Below are 17238 nucleotides of genomic sequence, written 5' to 3'. Positions count from 1 at the left end.
AACATTTATCCGCGTGCTTTGCGCTATCAGCGGGAGGTAAATTAGATTTACATTTACTAGTTTTCCCGCAGATTTAAGAAGATTAACGCAGATTTAACCTATTTATCTCTTACAACAACTCGTTTGCCAGGTTGGCCAGTTCACTTCTTTCGCCTTTATGCAGTGTAATGTGTGCATATAGCGGATGGTTTTTAGCATTTTCAATAAGGTACGATAAACCATTACTTTCCGAATCCAGATAAGGCGTATCAATCTGGTAAATATCGCCAGTGAAGATAATTTTGGTATGCTCTCCCGCCCTCGAAATGATGGTTTTTACCTCGTGTGGGGTTAAATTCTGTGCTTCGTCTATGATGAAGAAAATTTTGGTTAAAGTTCTGCCACGGATAAACGCCAAAGGTGCGATGGCTATCTTTTCGGTTGTAATCAGCTCATCAATCTTTTCAGTCATTTTATCATCACCAATAAATTGCTCTTTAATAAACCGCAGGTTATCCCATATCGGTGCCATAAAAGGATCTGTTTTGGATTTGGCATCGCCCGGTAAAAAACCAATATCCTTATTACTTAACGATACGGTAGGTCGGGTAACATAAATCTGCCTGAAGTTTTTCCGTTGCTCCAAAGCGCTTGCCAGCGCCAATAAAGTTTTACCTGTACCCGCGTTGCCCTGTATGCTCACTAGTTTAATATTCGGATCGAGCAGTGCATGTATGGCAAAAGCCTGTTCTATATTTTTAGGTTTTATTTTAAAAACCGGATTAGTAGAAACAGCCGAAATGGTTTTTAAACTTTCATTGTAAAAAACACTGGCACTCTTTCGTTTATTTTTTAAAACGTAAAAATGGTTGGCATTTTTTTGCGGTAGTCCGATATCGTTAGCTGCTAAAAAGGGTTCTTGTTTTAGGGCTTCAATAATTTCGGTCGAAAAATCATGCAGTTCGGTTTTACCGGCGTATAGTTCATCTACATTTTTAATTTTTCCGGTTTCGTAGTCCTCGGCATTTAACGAGAGCGCTTTGGCTTTTAACCTCAAGCAGATGTCTTTTGATACCAGCACCACACGTTTATCGGGGTATTCGGCTTTTAGACTTAAGGCTGCATTTAAAATCTTATGGTCGGTTTTCCCTTTGCCGTACACTTCTTCTGCATTTACAGCCAGCGGATTTTCGTTCAGGATTACCTTAAATTTACCCGAATTGGCCTTTTTCAGTGGTGTCCAGTCGCTGATCAGTTTTTGTTTTGCTGTTTCATCAATCAGGCGGATAAAGCTTCTGGCTTCAAAGTTACGGGTATCATTCCCGCTTTTAAAATTGTCGAGTTCTTCGAGCACCTGAATGGGAATAGCTACATCGTGTTCATGGAAATTGTTGATTGCATCATGATCATACAGGATTACTGAGGTATCCAAAACGAAAATCTTCTTTGTTAAACCGGGATCTGCTTTACCTTTTTTGGCCATAAGGTAAATTTAAGGTTTATTGGGCTTAATCTCAAGTTTTTCCGCAGTTTCTCTCCACCGTTTCTAGCCGGCTGGAGATGAATAAAAGATAAAAAACCGATAAAATTTTTTATTTCAAATAAATAAACGTTAATTAGACGATTATTTATTGTTATGAGCACAGCAAACTATGTAATAGGTGTAGATTACGGGACGGATTCTGTTCGTTCGGTTTTAGTCGATACCGCAAATGGAAAAGAAATTTCGGCCTCTGTTTTTCTTTACCCGAGATGGCAGAAAGGTTTATATTGTAAACCGGCCATTAATCAATTCAGACAACACCCACTCGATTATATTGAAGGTTTAGAACACACCATTAAAGCTTGTATTGAAAAAGCCGGCGGTGCAGCCATTGCGCCTTTGGTAAAAGGAATTTCTGTTGATACGACGGGTTCGAGTCCGGTGGCAGTTGATGCAACAGGCACTCCCCTAGCCTTAACACCCGGTTTTGAGGAAAACCCCAATGCCATGTTTGTGCTTTGGAAAGATCATACGGCAGTAAAAGAAGCCGCAGAAATTAACGAGCATGCTACCCAATTTAAAACCAACTATTTAAAGTATGTGGGTGGAATTTATTCGTCTGAATGGTTTTGGGCTAAGCTGTTGCGAACTTTAAGGGTAGATCAGTCTATTCGCAGTAATGCTCAATCGTGGGTAGAACATTGCGACTGGGTTCCGTTTTTACTGTGTGGTGGTAAAGATGTAGCTAAGATGAAAAGAAGCCGCTGTGCCGCCGGACACAAAGCTTTATGGGCAGAAGAGTTTAACGGATTACCTCCTGAAGATTTCTTTAGCAGTCTGGATCCGCTTTTGGCAGGCTTTAGGGATAAATTATTTACCGATACCGATACTTCCGATGTAGCTGCCGGAACATTGTGCGCAGAATGGGCAGGTAAACTGGGCTTAAGCACCGATGTGGTAATTGGTGTAGGTGCCTTTGATGCACACATGGGCGCAGTTGGCGGTCAGATAGAACCTTATTATTTAAGTAAAGTAATGGGGACCAGCACCTGCGATATTCTGGTAGCGCCAAACGAGGATTTACATGGCAAACTGATTGGTGGTATTTGCGGACAGGTAAACGGTTCGGTAATTCCGGGCATGGCAGGTTTAGAAGCTGGTCAATCGGCTTTTGGCGATGTGTATGCCTGGTTTAAAAACTTAATCAGCTGGCCGCTCAATCATTTATTGACGGAATCGGCCCTGATAGATGAAGCCACTGCTCTGGCTTTAAAAGAAGAAGTTGAAGCTAAAATCATTGCCAATTTAAGTAAACAGGCAGAAGCATTAGATGATGAAGATTATGCAGAACTGGCTGTCGATTGGTTAAACGGGAGAAGAACACCCGATGCCAACCAGGAACTTAAAGGTGCCATTACCGGTTTAGGTTTGGGTACCGATGCGCCGAGATTTTTCCGTGCACTGGCAGCGGCAACCTGTTTTGGCGCCAAAGCCATTGTAGATCGTTTTAAAGAACAAGGCGTACCGGTAAAAGGAATTATTGGTATTGGAGGTGTGGCTAAAAAATCGGCTTACATTATGCAAATGATGGCCGATGTATTGGAAATGCCAATCCGCATTCACCGTTTCGAACATACCTGTGCTTTAGGTGCAGCCATGTTTGCCGCAGTAGCCGCAGGCATTTACCCAAATGTTGAGGCCGCTATGGAAGCCATGGGTACAGGTTTTGAAAAAGAATATAAACCTAATGTGAAAAAGCAAAAGCTTTACCGCAAGCATTACGAGCAATATTTAGGTTTAGGCCGCTACCTGGAAAAATACAATAAAAAAGAATTAAAACCTTATTATCATGAGCAGCTATAAGGATATAAAACAACAGGCTTACGAGGCCAATATGCAGTTGCCCAAACTGGGGCTGGTATTGTTTACCTTCGGTAATGTAAGCGCTGTCGATCGCGCTAAGGGTGTATTTGCCATTAAGCCAAGCGGTGTGCCTTACGAGGATTTAACACCGGAAAAAATGGTCATCGTAGATTTTGAGGGGGAAACGGTTGAAGGTAGCCTTCGCCCCTCATCAGATACCCAAACACATGCCGTTTTATATAAGCACTGGGAAGATATTGGTGGTGTAGTACATACCCACTCTACTTATGGTACGGCGTGGGCACAGGCGCAAAAAGCCATCCCGATTTTTGGTACTACCCATGCCGACCATTTAACGGTCGATATTCCTTGCGCGCCACCTATGGATGATGCCATGATTAAAGGCAATTACGAATATGAAACGGGTTTCCAGATTATGAATCATTTTGAAAGTCTGGGCTTAAGCTATAAAGAAGTGGAGATGATTTTAGTAGGTAACCACGCACCTTTTACCTGGGGCAAAACAGCAGAGAAAGCGGTTTACAATAGTGCGGTATTGGAAGCGGTAGCACAAATGGCTTTGTTTACGCAGCAGATTAATCCGCAGGCGCCCAGGTTAAAAGATTCGTTGATTGAGAAACATTATGAGCGTAAGCATGGTGCGGGTGCTTATTATGGACAAAAGTAACAGATAGCAGTTTTAAGTTGGCAGTTATGAATCCTTGAACTATCGGTTGGTGTCTCATCAACCGAAAAATAAAAAACCTCGCAGGTTTTAAAAACCTGCGAGGTTTAATAACTAAAATTAAAAACAACATAAACAGTAATGATTGATTTAAAAAAATTACAGGTTTGGTTTATTACGGGTACACAACATTTGTACGGCGAAGAAACCTTAAAACAAGTTGCAGCACATGCACAGCAGGTTGCCGATTCGTTGAACCAAAACTCAAACATCTCGGTTTCGGTAGTATACAAGCCGATTGTAAAAACAACTAAAGAGATTTTTGAAACTTTGCAGCAAGCCAATATTGATGAAAACTGTATCGGGGTAATTACCTGGATGCACACTTTCTCTCCTGCTAAAATGTGGATCAGAGGCCTGAATGTATTGCAAAAACCTTTATTGCACCTGCATACGCAGTTTAACCGCGATATTCCATGGAATACCATCGATATGGATTTTATGAACCTGAACCAGAGTGCACACGGCGACCGTGAATTTGGTTTTATGGTTTCGCGTATGCGTAAAGACCGTAAAGTAGTGGTTGGGCATTGGCAAGACGAAGAAGTAGCCAAACAAATTGATACCTGGTGCAGGGCTGCTGCCGGATGGAACGATTGGCAGGGTGCTAAATTTGTGCGTTTTGGCGATAACATGCGCTTTGTAGCAGTTACTGATGGTGACAAGGTTGAAGCTGAAATGAAATTCGGCTTTTCGGTAAATACTTATGGCATTGGTGATTTAGTAGCTGTAATTAATGCAATTGATGAGGATGCTATTCAGGCTTTATTGAAAGAATACGAAGCTACTTATGAAATGGCTGATGATTTGAAAGCCGGTGGTGCGAGACATCAATCGGTTTACGATGCAGCCAGAATTGAACTGGGTTTGCGTAAGTTTTTGGTTGATGGCGGCTTTAAAGGTTTCTCTGATACTTTTGAAGATTTACACGGGATGATTCAGTTGCCGGGTATTGCAGCACAACGCTTAATGGCGGATGGTTACGGCTTTGCCGGTGAAGGCGACTGGAAAACAGCAGCTTTGGTACGTGCCTGTAAGGTGATGGGTGCTGGCTTACCCGGTGGAAATGCTTTTATGGAAGATTATACCTATCATTTCGACCCTGCAAATGCATTGGTTTTAGGTTCGCACATGTTGGAGGTTGATGCCAGTTTAGCTTCAGGTAAAGCGAGTTTAGAGGTACACCCACTGGGCATTGGCGGTAAGGCTGATCCGGCACGTTTGGTATTTAATGTAGGTGGTGGCGATGCCCTTAATGCTTCGTTAATTGATATGGGTAACCGTTTCCGTTTGCTGGTAAATGAAGTTAAAGCCGTAGAAGCCGAAAATGACCTGCCTAACCTGCCTGTTGCACGCGTGCTTTGGAAACCACTTCCGGATATGAAAACAGGTTGTGCAGCATGGATTTACGCAGGTGGAGCACACCATACCGCTTACAGCCAGAATTTAACTACCGAGCATTTATCGGATTTTGCCAATATTGCCGGTTTGGAATACATTAACATTGGCGCCGATACCAAAATCAATCAGTTCAGAAATGAATTGCATTGGAATGAGGTGTTTTATAAAGGCTAAGCTAAACAAGCCCTCAATTATACTGAAAGCCGATAATGATCTAAATTATCGGCTTTTTTATGTGATCGTCATCCTGAACTTGTTTCAGGATCTTTCTGTAGAATATGATCGGGTAAAGATGCTGAAATAAATTCAGCATGACGTTTTGGGTTAAATTATGGCTAAAGTTTAATTTTCAATCCTTGCCATGGCCTTAATTACTCCGTTTTTGGGGTTGAGCCAGCTTTCAAAGTTGTCTTTAATTTCTTCAAAATTAACCTGATGGGTAATGTAGGTTGTCGGCTTTACCAAACCTGCTTTCATCGATTGGATAACATGCTCAAAATCGACAATGGTTGCATTTCTGCTGCTCATTAAAGTAGATTCGCGCTTATGGAATTCAGGGTGATTGAAAATTAAATCTCCTTTTTGCAAACCAATAAGTACAAATCTTGCACCATGGGCCATGTAGTGAATGGCGTTGTTAATGGCTTTTTGGTTTCCCGTTGCATCGATTACCACAGTGGGCATATCGCCATTGGTAATTTGGCTTAATTGCTCGGTTACATCTGGTGAAAGTGCATTAATGGTATGTGAAACCCCTAATTTTTCTTTACAAAAGTTCAGCCGGTCGTTATTGATATCGAGCGCAATTACCTGTCCGCCGGCTATGCGTGCAAACTCCATGGTGCCTAAACCAATTGGGCCGGCACCAATTACCAGTACAAATTCGCCGGGTTGTACTTCGGCTCTACGTACGCCGTGTGCACCAATAGCCAGTGGTTCTACGAGAGCAAGTTCATCATAACTTAAGCCTTCGCCATGTAGCAATGTGCGTGATGGAACAGATAGATATTCGCGCATGCCACCATCTACATGCACGCCACAAACCTGCATTTTTACGCAGCAATTGGGTTTATGCATGCGGCAGGCAATACATTCGCCACAATTAAAATAAGGGATAAAGGTAACAGCCTCTCCTATTTCAAAATCAGTTCTGCCATCAATGGCAACCAATTCGCCGGAAAGCTCGTGACCTAAAATGCGAGGATAATTAAAAAAAGGCTGTGTACCTTCAAAAGCATGTAAATCGGTGCCGCAAATGCCGATTCTTTTTATTTTAATAATGGCCTGGTCTTTTTGAAGTTCAGGTTTTTCAGTTTCTGAATATTCAAAAGTACCTGGAGTTGTACAGGTTAAGGTTTTCATTGGTGTTGGTTAATTGTATAAATTGGGTAATTGGTTAACTGTTGGCATAGGCATAAACTGCAAACTAATAACTGTCAACTGAAAACTGATTAAGCGTTCGCCAAAGCCCTGTCTAAATGCACATAGCCGCCATCTACATGGATAATTTGTCCGGTGGTGTGACTAGAACGGCCCGACATCAGAAATACCGTCATATTGGCGATTTCTTCGGCGGTGGTCATCCTGTTTTCTAAAGGAATTTTAGCTGTAATTTCGTTTAATTTTTCCTGCGCATCGGTCAGCGTTTCAATCCAGGTTTCGTAAGCTGGTGTCCAGCACTCTGCTACAACCACGGCATTAACCCTGATGCCATATTTGAGGAGTTCTACTGCCCATTCGCGTGTGAGTGCGTTTCTGCCACCATTGGCTGCAGCATAGGCAGATGTATTGCCCTGACCAGTTTCGGCTGTTTTGGAAGTGATATTTACAATCGCCCCCTTGCTTTTAATCAACTCCGGTAAGGCATGGTGCGCCATCAGGTAATAATGCACCACATTTTTATGGAGCGACGCCATAAATCCTTCATAATTGCCACTTTCGAGGCCTACGCCATCATTCACACCGGCATTGTTTACCAAGCCATCAATCCTGCCGAATTTCGCTACAATTTCAGCAACTACTTTTTCGCAATCTTCCGGTTTGGAAAGTTCGGCTACAAACTGATCGGCTTTTTTGCCTTGTGCGGTAATTTCGTCAACCACTTTCTGATTGTCTGCTGCTTTTCTGCCTACAATTACGGCAATGGCATCTTCTTTGGCGAATACTTCTGCAATACTACGGCCAATGCCTTTAGCAGCGCCGGTAATGATGATTACTTTTTCTTTTAACTGTAAATCCATGCTTCTAAAATTATTGATTAGTCGTCACCCTGAATTCATTTCAGGGTCTCATTGTAAAATAAGAGATCCTGAAACAAGTTCAGGATGACGGTACTATTGGTTAATCATATTTATGATATCTTTTTTTCTCGATTCGGGTAATACTATCAAATCTATTAATTTTCCGTCTTTTAAAGTTCCTTCAACGGTAGTTTGGTATGGTGCATAAAGTTTAAAATGTACGTTCCAGTCTGCAGGCCAGGCCGGGAAAAGATAAATCTTTTTTCCATCGGTTTGCATGAGCATTTCCTGTAAACCAATCATGCCTGAACCACCCCAGTTGTGATCGGGTGTCCAATCGAAGCCTGGGCCCCAAAAAGCAGGAAATCTTCTTCCTGAGTCTTTTAATTTTAGGGTGGTTAATCGGGCAGCTTCTTCAGTTAAACCTAATCTTGCTGCAAAGATGTTATCTTGCTTCCAACCTATGTGACTGCGAAATTTAAGCACATCGGTATCATATTTAAAGGTGTTGATTGCGGTATCCAATCCCGGTTTACCAATGCCATAAATCCCCCAGGGAAAAACGGGGTACAGTTGCGGACTTTCGGTGTTGTTGATCCGTTCCCAGGTTTTGGCTGGTGCAATAGTGGTATGCCCCTGAAAGGACCTGAAATTGATCTCTGGGATGGTTTTGAGCATGGCTGTCCATTCGCTTCGTTTATTTTCGGGTAATGAAGGACTTTCAATCAAGCTCTGTAATAATGTTTTTAATGCAGCGATGGTAGATGTAGCATTGTAAGCCATTTTATAGGTTTCGGCACCGGAGCCTGGATACAAAACCAAATGCCCCTCCCCATCAAGTGCTTTAGCTCCCCGTTGTTTAGCCAGGTAGGTATAATGCTCTTTAAAAAACGTTAGCGAGCTTTCAATTAAGGGAAGATATTTTTCGATATTGCGTTTGTCATAACGTTCTGTTTCAAGAATCATCATGCAGAACTCGAGAACGGTATCCCATTCGTATTCGAGCCAGGCATTGTATTCCATGCCCTGGTTAAAATCAGCCGGGCGTTTCCAACCGTATTCGGTAGGATTGGGCAAACCGAAGTTTTCTAATTGTTCAGTAAAACTTGCTCCCTTGTGCCCCCAGGCAGCCTGAGTCCTGATTTCTGCATTATGGACTAAACCGAGGTAAAAATCGAATTGTGGCGCCATCATATCGAAATCGCCGGTTTTAAGCATGGGCCAGTAAACTAAACGCTGGTTTTGTGCGGTATGGGTACCTCCTCCCCAGTTTCTGAAATCAGGAGTATATTTTAATGTGCTATCGGTAAGCTGCGGATCGAAAGTAAAAAGTCCGCCATTAAATTTAGTAGGATATTTGCCAAAAGCATTGCAGCCCAGCATGTAGCGAAAAAGCTGATAATTCCTGGCTGATTGATTAGCAGCCTCATCTTTTGCCTGGATGTAAATAAAACTTTTGTTCCAGTAATTGTTCCACCATTTGATGCTGGCCTGCTGATCGTTTTTAGCATTTTGAAGTGTGCGCTTCAATTCCTTTTCCCAAGTGGCAACAGCTGAAGTAATGCTGGTATTTAGGGCTATGGTGAGGTGCTCGCTTGTAGCAGGTGTTTTACTTTTCAATTTCCAGCCCTGAAGAGACGTGTTGAGATAAGTGTCGGCATCATTACCAGCAGCCACCATATTTTTCCCTATCATTATCCCGCCAAAAATCAAGTTTTTTAGAGGGTTGTAGAGGACTGTTTGATATTCGCTTAAACCTTGTTGCTTTACCGTCACATCAAAAACAGTTTGCGGCTGATTCTGATGATAAAATTGTACACCTCCATCTTTAAAAGCAATTTCGTCTTTCAGTGTTTTTACAATTCCTTGTGGGGCCCATTTGTATGAGTTCTGGTTGTTTTCTTTGCCTGTGGTAACCCGATCTTCAAAACGCCAGCTCTCATAATTGGCGGTAGTGCTAATTTTTGTATTCGATTGAATGTCTACATGAATGACAGGTTTAAAAACATCGACCCAAACCTTGATTCCACTTTTAATTTTTCCATTAGCTCCGGATATGCTGGCGTAACCATCTTTCAGGATGAGTTCTTGCTTAAAGGTTTGGCCAGCAAAGGGATTGGGACTAAACTGCAGCCTGATGCGACCAAGCTTAAGCAAGGTATTGTTTTCATCAAAAGTTCCGCTGCGGGCAATATACAGATACACCTCTCCTTTTTCTACCCAGAGGTTTAAACCGATATCGCCACCACCAACAGGCATAGATTCTGCTGAATTGTTACTTTGGTTAGTCCATACCACATTATCTTTTTCTTGCGAAAAGACTGTTGTCGAATTGAACCACAAAGACACGAAGAGCACAAAGGCAAGGGGTTTAATTTTTAAGCGCAAAATATTCGACCCCCTAAGACACCTAAGGACACCTGAGACGCGACTTAAAAATGCCGACCATATAAGGCAATTTAGCATATTTAAGTACTTTTTATATAAACCTGGTGTCTTGGTGGTTAACATCATTCTTATTTCTCCCAATTGTCTGTACGGAAAGAGGAAACCGGAAGTCCATCGTTTCCGAATAAATCGCCGGTTACAAAATCTTTAAAGGCATAACGTACGGCCACAGGCACTTTTACCTCCTCGGCCGAAACTACGATACTGCTGCCTTTTATTGTGGCTTTGGCCGGATAAAACTTATGGTCTGCACCTGCAATTTCGAATAAAGATAAAGCTTTACCAAAAGAAGTGAGGCCATTGGGTACATTTTGAAACTTAAGGGTTGCAGCGTTTTTTTCGATACTTAAGGATTCGTATGCCGGGCTAAGTGCACCAAAGCCCTTAATGCCATAGGTTTGAGCAAGTGCGATGTAAGCAAGCCTTTGTCCGCCTTGTTTTTTGTTGGCCGGATGGATGGAGTTTTCTTCACCGATATCCATTAACACCGCCATACCACTATTGGGTATTTTGCTTAACGACTTGCGCTGCGCATCGCGTAAATAAGCCGAATTGTAATTGGTCCCTGGCTTGGCTATAAGTGAATAATTGTAGGGCGCAATTTGTGCGTAGTAAAAGGGAAATTCGCCATTATCCCAGTGTTGCCGCCAGCTCGAAACCATGGCCGGAAACAAATCTTCGTAGCGTTGCGGTCGCTCATAATTGGATTCGCCCTGATACCAGATAGCGCCTTTAATGCCATAACCGATTACCGGATAAAGCATACCATTGTATAAGGTGGTTGGTGTTCTGCTTACTTCTTTAATGGAATCGCCTTTTGAAGGGATTTTAACTTCTGTAAAGGGTTTCAAATCTTCGGGCGACATCCAGGCTTCAATGCTCGAGCCTCCGTAACTATCGTTAATTAAGCCAATGGGTACATGCAGCATTTCGCTAAGTAACGATCCAAAATAATAAGCAGTAGCACTGAAATTAGAAACGGCTTCCGGTTCGGCATGTTTCCACAACGAAGGCTTGCTGTTCTCCTGCCTTTCGGTAATGGATGAACGCGGAACAGTATATAGCCTGATGTTTGGGTTTGAAGATTTTAAGATGACTTCATTCGAGCCGATAACAGGCTGGCTTTTAAAACCTTTCATGGGCATTTCCATATTCGACTGGCCACCGCAGAACCAAACCTCACCAATGAGAATATCTTTCAGTACGAGTTTTTCTCCATCATTGAGCTCAATTTCGTATGGTCCGCTGGCAGCTGGTGTAGCTACTTTTACTTTCCACTTTCCGGTTTCATCGGTAGTTGCAGCGTAGCTGGTTTTGTTCCAGGAAGTAAGCACTTTTACTTTGGTTGCCGGTTTAGCCCAGCCCCAAATGGCTACGTTGCTTTGCTGCTGGAGTACCATGTGATCGGTAAAAATGGAAGCTGGTTTTACAGTGGCCGATGCGATGCTCGAGCAAAGGATCAGGAAAAGTATCAGTTTTAATTTCATTGTTGTCAATTAACCATGTAAGACATTTAAGTTTTTTGCATTTATTTAACCACCTTAGAAACCTTAGGACACCTAAGCCAAAATGGCTTAAATGTCTGAGGTGGTGATAAATTAACGACTAACCGGTAGCCAAACCGACATTTCTGAATGGCCCCTGTTGCCCCAGGCAAAGTAAGGTATCAGTTTAAGTGTGGTTACGGTGTTTTTATCTTCAATAGGCTTATAAAGCACATTTTTCCAGTTATTGGGTGCCACAATTTTAGCGGTACCCACCAGGCTCATTATTTTGGCGCCATCAATATCCATGGCCTTTGCTTCAAATTGGGTAGAGGCAGGTACGAAGGCATTGAAAATACTCTTGCCCGGCAAGTCGGTAGATTCGAGGCAATACACCACCGGACCGCGTTTTACGGCTACCTGATTGCGGTTCTCCTCTACTAAAGGATTGGCTTCAATTAAAACGGCCTCCATTGGCAAGTTTAATTCGATGATATCGCCTTTTTTCCAAACGCGGTTTATTTCGGCATATGTGCCCGAAACTGGCTTTGCCTGTGCTACTTTTCCGTTGATGCTGATCTGCGCATCATGTGTCCAGGCGGGGATTCTTAAAAAAATTGAATAGGCTTTACTGGTACTTTCTTTTACTGTGATTTTGATGTTGCCATTCCAGGGATAGTCTGTTTCTTCGGTTAAGGCAACCTTACTACCATCAGTCAATGTAGTGCTTAAGATGTTACCTCCGTATAAATTGAACCACAGTCCTTTATCAGAAACGCTATAGGCATAATCACTAACTTCGGCAATGGTGCGCACCACATTCGGCGGACAACAGTTAGATAGTGCTATGTAAGGTACGCGATCTTTAGACCAACGCTGTTTAAAAGGTAAATCATCTGATTGTGCCAGCGGATTCGTATACAGGAAATTCTTCCCATCTAAGCTAATACCCGATAAAACACTGTTATGAAGCGCCAGTTCCATCACATCGGCATATTTGGCATCGCCGGTAATTTGTAACATGCGCCAGTTCCACAATACGTTACCAATATTGGCACAGGTTTCGTTGTGCGCGGTAAAATTGGGCAGCTGGTAATCGCGCCCGAAAGCCTGGTGTATTTTCTGCACCTCGGTCGGATTGTATGAGGTACCGTCAGGCGAAGTACCATCGTAAAGCGAACCACAACCACCAGTAATGTACATTTTATGCTGGTTTACATCATCCCACATCAGATTTAGTGTATTTAAAAGCGAATCTTTTCCGGTTTCTGCGTATAGATCGGCTACACCAGCATACAGATAATTGGCCCTCACGGCATGGCCCATGGCTTTGGTTTGCTGTAAAAATGGAATACGGTCCTGATTGTCGTCGGTTCCATCCTCTATTTTGCCTTTAATGGCAATTAAATGTTTGGCCAGCTCGAGGTACCGCGGATCTTTTGTGGTACGGTACATTTCTACCACACCCATGTAGTGCGAAGGGCAAATGGCATTTCTGGCTAAAGTAGGCGAAGCAGATTTATAGAATTTGTATAAATAATCTGTAGCTTTTTTGGCGATGTTGAGCAAAGTGGTTTTGCCTGTAGCACGGTAATGAATGCAACCGGCTGTCATTAAGTGACCAATGTTGTAAGATTCGAAACTCAGGCGGTCCTGAAACTGGTTATTGGCTCCGGTTTTGCGCTGTTCAATCATGGCTTTGGTATAGATATAACCATCTTCGCGCTGCGATTTGCCGATTACAGCAATGGCCTTATCCATCATTTCGTTCAATTTTGGATTTTTGGTTGAAGCATAAAGCACAGCAACAGCTTCTAAAGTTTTGTAATAATCGCCATCGTGAAAAGAAGGACCAGCATGCGAACCAGTATCGAGGCCAGCCGCAATTTCGAAGTTTTTAAAAGCATGGCTGATTTTGGGATCGTTGTAAATGGCCCACATGTTGGGAACCATGGTTTCGGTAGCTACTTTAAAGCGATCGGCCCAGAAACCATTTGTCCAGGTTACATCACTCAGGTTAATGCTATGCAGTTTGGCATAAGGGCTGTTTGAGGTGTTTACCAGCGATTTATCCTGTGCCTGAGCTACTGTGGCTAACAATAACACCAGGGCCAGCGTCTTTATTTTGAAAAATATCTTCATCTTATTTCTCCTCCAATTGAATAACTACCGGACCGAATAAACCTGCAGAGTTCAAAGGTTTGTCTGCTAAACGGAATGGCGCGGTTGTTTTGGTAATTCTTTTATCTTCAGGTAATTTACTATCGCCAATTAAACGGTTAGCCCAGGTGTTTACCACCTCGATGCTGATCTGGTTCTCTCCTTTTTTAATGGCCTTGCTGATGTCTAAACGGTAAGGCGGTGTCCATAAGGTGCCGCATAGGATGCCGTTGATTTTAACTTCGGCTATACTCGAGAAAGCGCCCAAATCAATCCAGACCTTTTTAGTATCGCCATTGTAAGTAAAGTTTTTGGTGTAAACTGCAGTTCCGGAATAATAGCGGATTGCAGTATCAGGGTTTTTGCTCCAATCGCTTAGCTGATTAAAGGCAACAGGTTTGGATGGACCGCCATAAGCCGGATCGAATTGTACTTGCCAGTCGGCTGAAATATCCAATGCTTTTTTATCTGCAGGCTTGTTTTTGGCAGCTTTCAATTCGTCCTCCGCACTTTGTGAATAAAAAGAAAATACTTCTGGTGTATCTAGTACCAAAAAAATAGATTGGTTAGGATTTAAGGTTAAATTGATGTCAGTACCATCAAATGCATTGTTAATCTTATGTGGATCAGACCATACATCACTTACGGCATCATAGCTTTGTATCGATTTTTTGCCATTTCTTAAGTTGAAAAGTAATGCTCTTTTTCTATTTTGCTGATTAGAGATAAAGTAAATTTCTTTATTCCCGTTAACCCTATGGCTGTAAGCAATACCAGGTGCGTAATCCTTGCTTAAATGATTGTTTGTGAATTCATTAACATTTAAATCTCTTTTCAAGCCTAAAACATCAAAGGTTTCGCCATAGAAAGGTGCCTTAAAAATCTGTCCCAATCCTACTTTTTTGGTGTAAACAGGATGATTATTGTTTTTATATGATTCGAAGTTTCCAACCCAAATTTCATCCACAATTTTATTAAACTCCATGATATTAACCTGTTTAATACCATATTGATAAAGTGGTTTATCTCCAACAATTACCTTCGCACCTGCCTTGATCAGCTCCAAAAGCTTTTTAACTGTTTCATAGCTCATGTACTGGTAATTGGGGTTCATTTTCATTTCGCCAGGGAATACCAGAATTTTATAACTGGTACCGCTTGCAAAAACAACCTCGCCGTTTTTAACGGTTGCGGTGCTCAATACATCCGGATTAAAACTATCGTAGGCATAACCGCGTAAAGGGTTTACCCAGTTTTCGGGATCGGCCATATTAGCCGAATGGGTGACACCGGCAGGGATTTGTCGCAAAGGTTCGTCAACATTGGCTAAACGTTTCTGTTCTGCCTCAACCACATCTTCACCAAAAACTCCGGGTAAGGTTGTTACCAGCCTATCGGGTAATACCGATCTTCGGGGCAATTCTTCGCCTGTGAAAACGGCAATATCGACCACAGGTTTGCCTTGCTGCAGCAGGTTTTGCGTACGTGTGGCATAATCAACCCAAGCTTTACCCAGTTTCCACCAGGTTTGGTCGCGCTGAAAGTAAAGGCCTACACCATCTAAAGTCATGCCCGGTTTTCTATCCATCCAGGGGTTGTGTGCAAAAACGTGGTAGCTCAGTTTGTTAATGCCCAGGGCATAATTGCGGTCTTGCAGGGTTTTCATATTGCCCGGACTTTCGTTCCAATCCATACGTACGGTGGTAAAAGCCTCTGCCTGAACTATGTTTTTGCCATAAATGTGTGCTCCAGAAATGGCATCGAGCATATCGTTTGGTTTATCGTGCGTAGGACTGTTTAACCAAAACTCGCCCATGGGTACATCTACCGTTTTGTAGTGTAATAACCCGTCGCTCATCATGGTAGGTGCTACACTCTCAGCAGTAAAGGTCACCCCTTTCTCCTTTGCCAGTTTGGCCAGGGTTTTATAAAACTGATCGACCACCAGTTCGGCGATGGTTTTTCTGATATCATACAGAAAATCTTCAGATACTTTTGCATTTTCTACCGGAAGCCCGGTCATAATGGGCAGATATGGTGTTAAATCGTAACCCCGGCGCTTTAAAAACTCAGTTTTAAACAATGGCGACCAATTTTGGCTACCACACTCCCAGCTATCTACATGGAAAACGCTCAATACCTTTTTGGCCATTTCTGGGCCAGCGTGTTTTAAAGCTGCTCCATACCAATTGTCGAATTGTAGTTTAACTGCTGCGGGATTAAATTTGTCGCATTCCAGCCCCATGCCACCACCAGCGGTAGCATTGGTATGCCCCGTTGAGGTATGCCCGATCCTTAAAATGGTCCATTTACCTTTAGGTGCTTTCCAGTTTAAAGTGCCATCAGGGTTTAGTTTATGGCTAAGGTTAATGATGTTTTTTAAGGGAATGCAAAGATTTTTGGCAATTTGGGCATCCGTGCTTCTTTTGCTGATCCGCCAAACCGAGCCATTTTTGCCCTCAAATTGATTAATCTGCGCTTCGGCCGATAATTCAAGGTTAACGAGTTTTAATGAAGGTTTCCATTTGGCTGCATCCAAATCTTCAGCACCGGGTTCAGAGCCTTTCTTATCGTAAATAAACCTGAAGAATTTAGCTGTTGTAGGTACGATGCTATGCGTAACATCTTCATCGGTATCCTGCCAGCCATGTCGTGGGGCTGCTAAGCGACCAATTGAGCGAAAGGTTTTTCCATCATTACTCACCTCGATAGCCAGTCGCTGGGCCTGGTAATTATTGCCACTAACCTTAATCGTTACGGTTCTGCAGGTGAAAGGTTTTTCAAATTCGTACTGGATATAACAAGGTTCGTTTGAGCCAAAGTTTTTCTTATTGCCGGGTTGCACCAGTCCGGTAGCGTCTGCTCCATTGCTGGCCGTAATTTTAGGGATGATGGTACGTGTAGAAATTCCTTCACCAACAGGTGATGGATAAGCGTAAACGGCTATATCGCGATAGTAATTTTCCTTATTTTCAGGTGTAGGTAATTGTATTTTATTCTTAGTATTACTGGTAGTTATCTTTGACCAAACTACTTTTTGCATGGAAAGTCCGGGCTTAATCCACGGACCGCCTGCCAGTGCAAAACCATCGCTTACGTGCATACCCAGTTTAAGATTTAAACGTTTGGCTTCACTCATGGCAAACTCAACCATTTGCCACCATTCGGGTGTTAGTTGTACACTTGGCGGCTGATAAAGTGGTGCTTTATCGGCCCCCTGGATGCTCATTAAATATGCACCGCCGATACCATTGGCTTTCATGGCTTCCAGATCGGCGGTTATGCCTGCTTTCGAAACACCTGCTTTAATCCAGTACCAGAATACCCAGGGCTTTGCGTTTTCGTTTTGCGCATAGGTTTCCTTTAAAGCACAAAAGCTGATCAGCAATATCAATAATAGTGTTTTACTAAACCTAGGTATCATTTTTAAATTTT

General features: G+C 42.6%; 10 protein-coding genes. 3 read left to right on the top strand and 7 right to left on the bottom strand.

Annotation, left to right across the window (positions count from 1 at the left end; translation table 11 throughout):
- Positions 1-109: 109 nt before the first annotated feature.
- Positions 110-1462 (bottom strand): PhoH family protein, encoded by a 1353-nt coding sequence (locus BLR37_RS00465; protein ID WP_090763124.1) that lies wholly within the window; start codon positions 1460-1462, stop codon positions 110-112.
- A 153-nt stretch (positions 1463-1615) separates the two neighbouring features.
- On the opposite strand from BLR37_RS00465, the gene BLR37_RS00460 reads away from it, so the two are divergent.
- From BLR37_RS00460 to araA, 3 genes are all read left to right on the top strand, one after another.
- Positions 1616-3325: a ribulokinase gene (locus tag BLR37_RS00460; protein ID WP_090763121.1), complete on the top strand. Its 1710-nt coding sequence runs from the start codon at positions 1616-1618 to the stop codon at positions 3323-3325.
- Positions 3312-4013, top strand: coding sequence for an L-ribulose-5-phosphate 4-epimerase (locus BLR37_RS00455; protein ID WP_090763118.1), 702 nt, complete (start codon positions 3312-3314; stop codon positions 4011-4013). The genes BLR37_RS00460 and BLR37_RS00455 overlap by 14 nt, the downstream gene beginning before the upstream one ends.
- 138 nt (positions 4014-4151) lie before the next feature.
- A complete protein-coding gene (gene araA / locus BLR37_RS00450) occupies positions 4152-5645 on the top strand; it encodes an L-arabinose isomerase (RefSeq protein ID WP_090763115.1) in 1494 nt (497 codons plus the stop codon).
- A 168-nt stretch (positions 5646-5813) separates the two neighbouring features.
- Here the strand turns inward: araA and BLR37_RS00445 are convergent, their stop codons facing one another.
- The 6 genes from BLR37_RS00445 to BLR37_RS00420 all read right to left on the bottom strand — a co-directional run bounded on the left by BLR37_RS00445 (position 5814) and on the right by BLR37_RS00420 (position 17227).
- Positions 5814-6833: a zinc-binding alcohol dehydrogenase family protein gene (locus tag BLR37_RS00445; protein WP_090763112.1), complete on the bottom strand. Its 1020-nt coding sequence runs from the start codon at positions 6831-6833 to the stop codon at positions 5814-5816.
- An 89-nt stretch (positions 6834-6922) separates the two neighbouring features.
- A complete protein-coding gene (locus BLR37_RS00440; protein ID WP_090763109.1) occupies positions 6923-7711 on the bottom strand; it encodes an L-fucose dehydrogenase in 789 nt (262 codons plus the stop codon).
- A gap of 93 nt (positions 7712-7804) precedes the next feature.
- Positions 7805-10099: a DUF5703 domain-containing protein gene (locus BLR37_RS00435; RefSeq protein WP_244154559.1), complete on the bottom strand. Its 2295-nt coding sequence runs from the start codon at positions 10097-10099 to the stop codon at positions 7805-7807.
- A gap of 128 nt (positions 10100-10227) precedes the next feature.
- Positions 10228-11646, bottom strand: coding sequence for a sialate O-acetylesterase (locus BLR37_RS00430; protein WP_090763106.1), 1419 nt, complete (start codon positions 11644-11646; stop codon positions 10228-10230).
- A 111-nt stretch (positions 11647-11757) separates the two neighbouring features.
- Positions 11758-13785: an aceric acid hydrolase gene (locus BLR37_RS00425; RefSeq protein ID WP_090763103.1), complete on the bottom strand. Its 2028-nt coding sequence runs from the start codon at positions 13783-13785 to the stop codon at positions 11758-11760.
- Position 13786: 1 nt separating this feature from the next.
- Positions 13787-17227 (bottom strand): glycosyl hydrolase, encoded by a 3441-nt coding sequence (locus BLR37_RS00420; RefSeq protein ID WP_090763100.1) that lies wholly within the window; start codon positions 17225-17227, stop codon positions 13787-13789.
- Positions 17228-17238 lie beyond the last annotated feature (11 nt).

The sequence above is a fragment of the Pedobacter soli genome (genome assembly GCF_900101435.1).
Taxonomy (GTDB): domain Bacteria; phylum Bacteroidota; class Bacteroidia; order Sphingobacteriales; family Sphingobacteriaceae; genus Pedobacter; species Pedobacter soli.
Note: the sequence above shows the minus strand (reverse complement) of the source record. Positions and strands in the feature narration are given on the sequence as shown.

What these genes read in the sequence shown, in the direction of transcription:
- BLR37_RS00465 (WP_090763124.1), bottom strand. Translation starts at nt 1,462, where the DNA reads ATGGCCAAAAAAGGTAAAGCAGATCCCGGTTTAACAAAGAAGATTTTC.
- BLR37_RS00425 (WP_090763103.1), bottom strand. Translation starts at nt 13,785, where the DNA reads ATGAAGATATTTTTCAAAATAAAGACGCTGGCCCTGGTGTTATTGTTA.
- BLR37_RS00460 (WP_090763121.1), top strand. Translation starts at nt 1,616, where the DNA reads ATGAGCACAGCAAACTATGTAATAGGTGTAGATTACGGGACGGATTCT.
- BLR37_RS00430 (WP_090763106.1), bottom strand. Translation starts at nt 11,646, where the DNA reads ATGAAATTAAAACTGATACTTTTCCTGATCCTTTGCTCGAGCATCGCA.
- BLR37_RS00440 (WP_090763109.1), bottom strand. Translation starts at nt 7,711, where the DNA reads ATGGATTTACAGTTAAAAGAAAAAGTAATCATCATTACCGGCGCTGCT.
- BLR37_RS00455 (WP_090763118.1), top strand. Translation starts at nt 3,312, where the DNA reads ATGAGCAGCTATAAGGATATAAAACAACAGGCTTACGAGGCCAATATG.
- BLR37_RS00420 (WP_090763100.1), bottom strand. Translation starts at nt 17,227, where the DNA reads ATGATACCTAGGTTTAGTAAAACACTATTATTGATATTGCTGATCAGC.
- BLR37_RS00445 (WP_090763112.1), bottom strand. Translation starts at nt 6,833, where the DNA reads ATGAAAACCTTAACCTGTACAACTCCAGGTACTTTTGAATATTCAGAA.
- araA (WP_090763115.1), top strand. Translation starts at nt 4,152, where the DNA reads ATGATTGATTTAAAAAAATTACAGGTTTGGTTTATTACGGGTACACAA.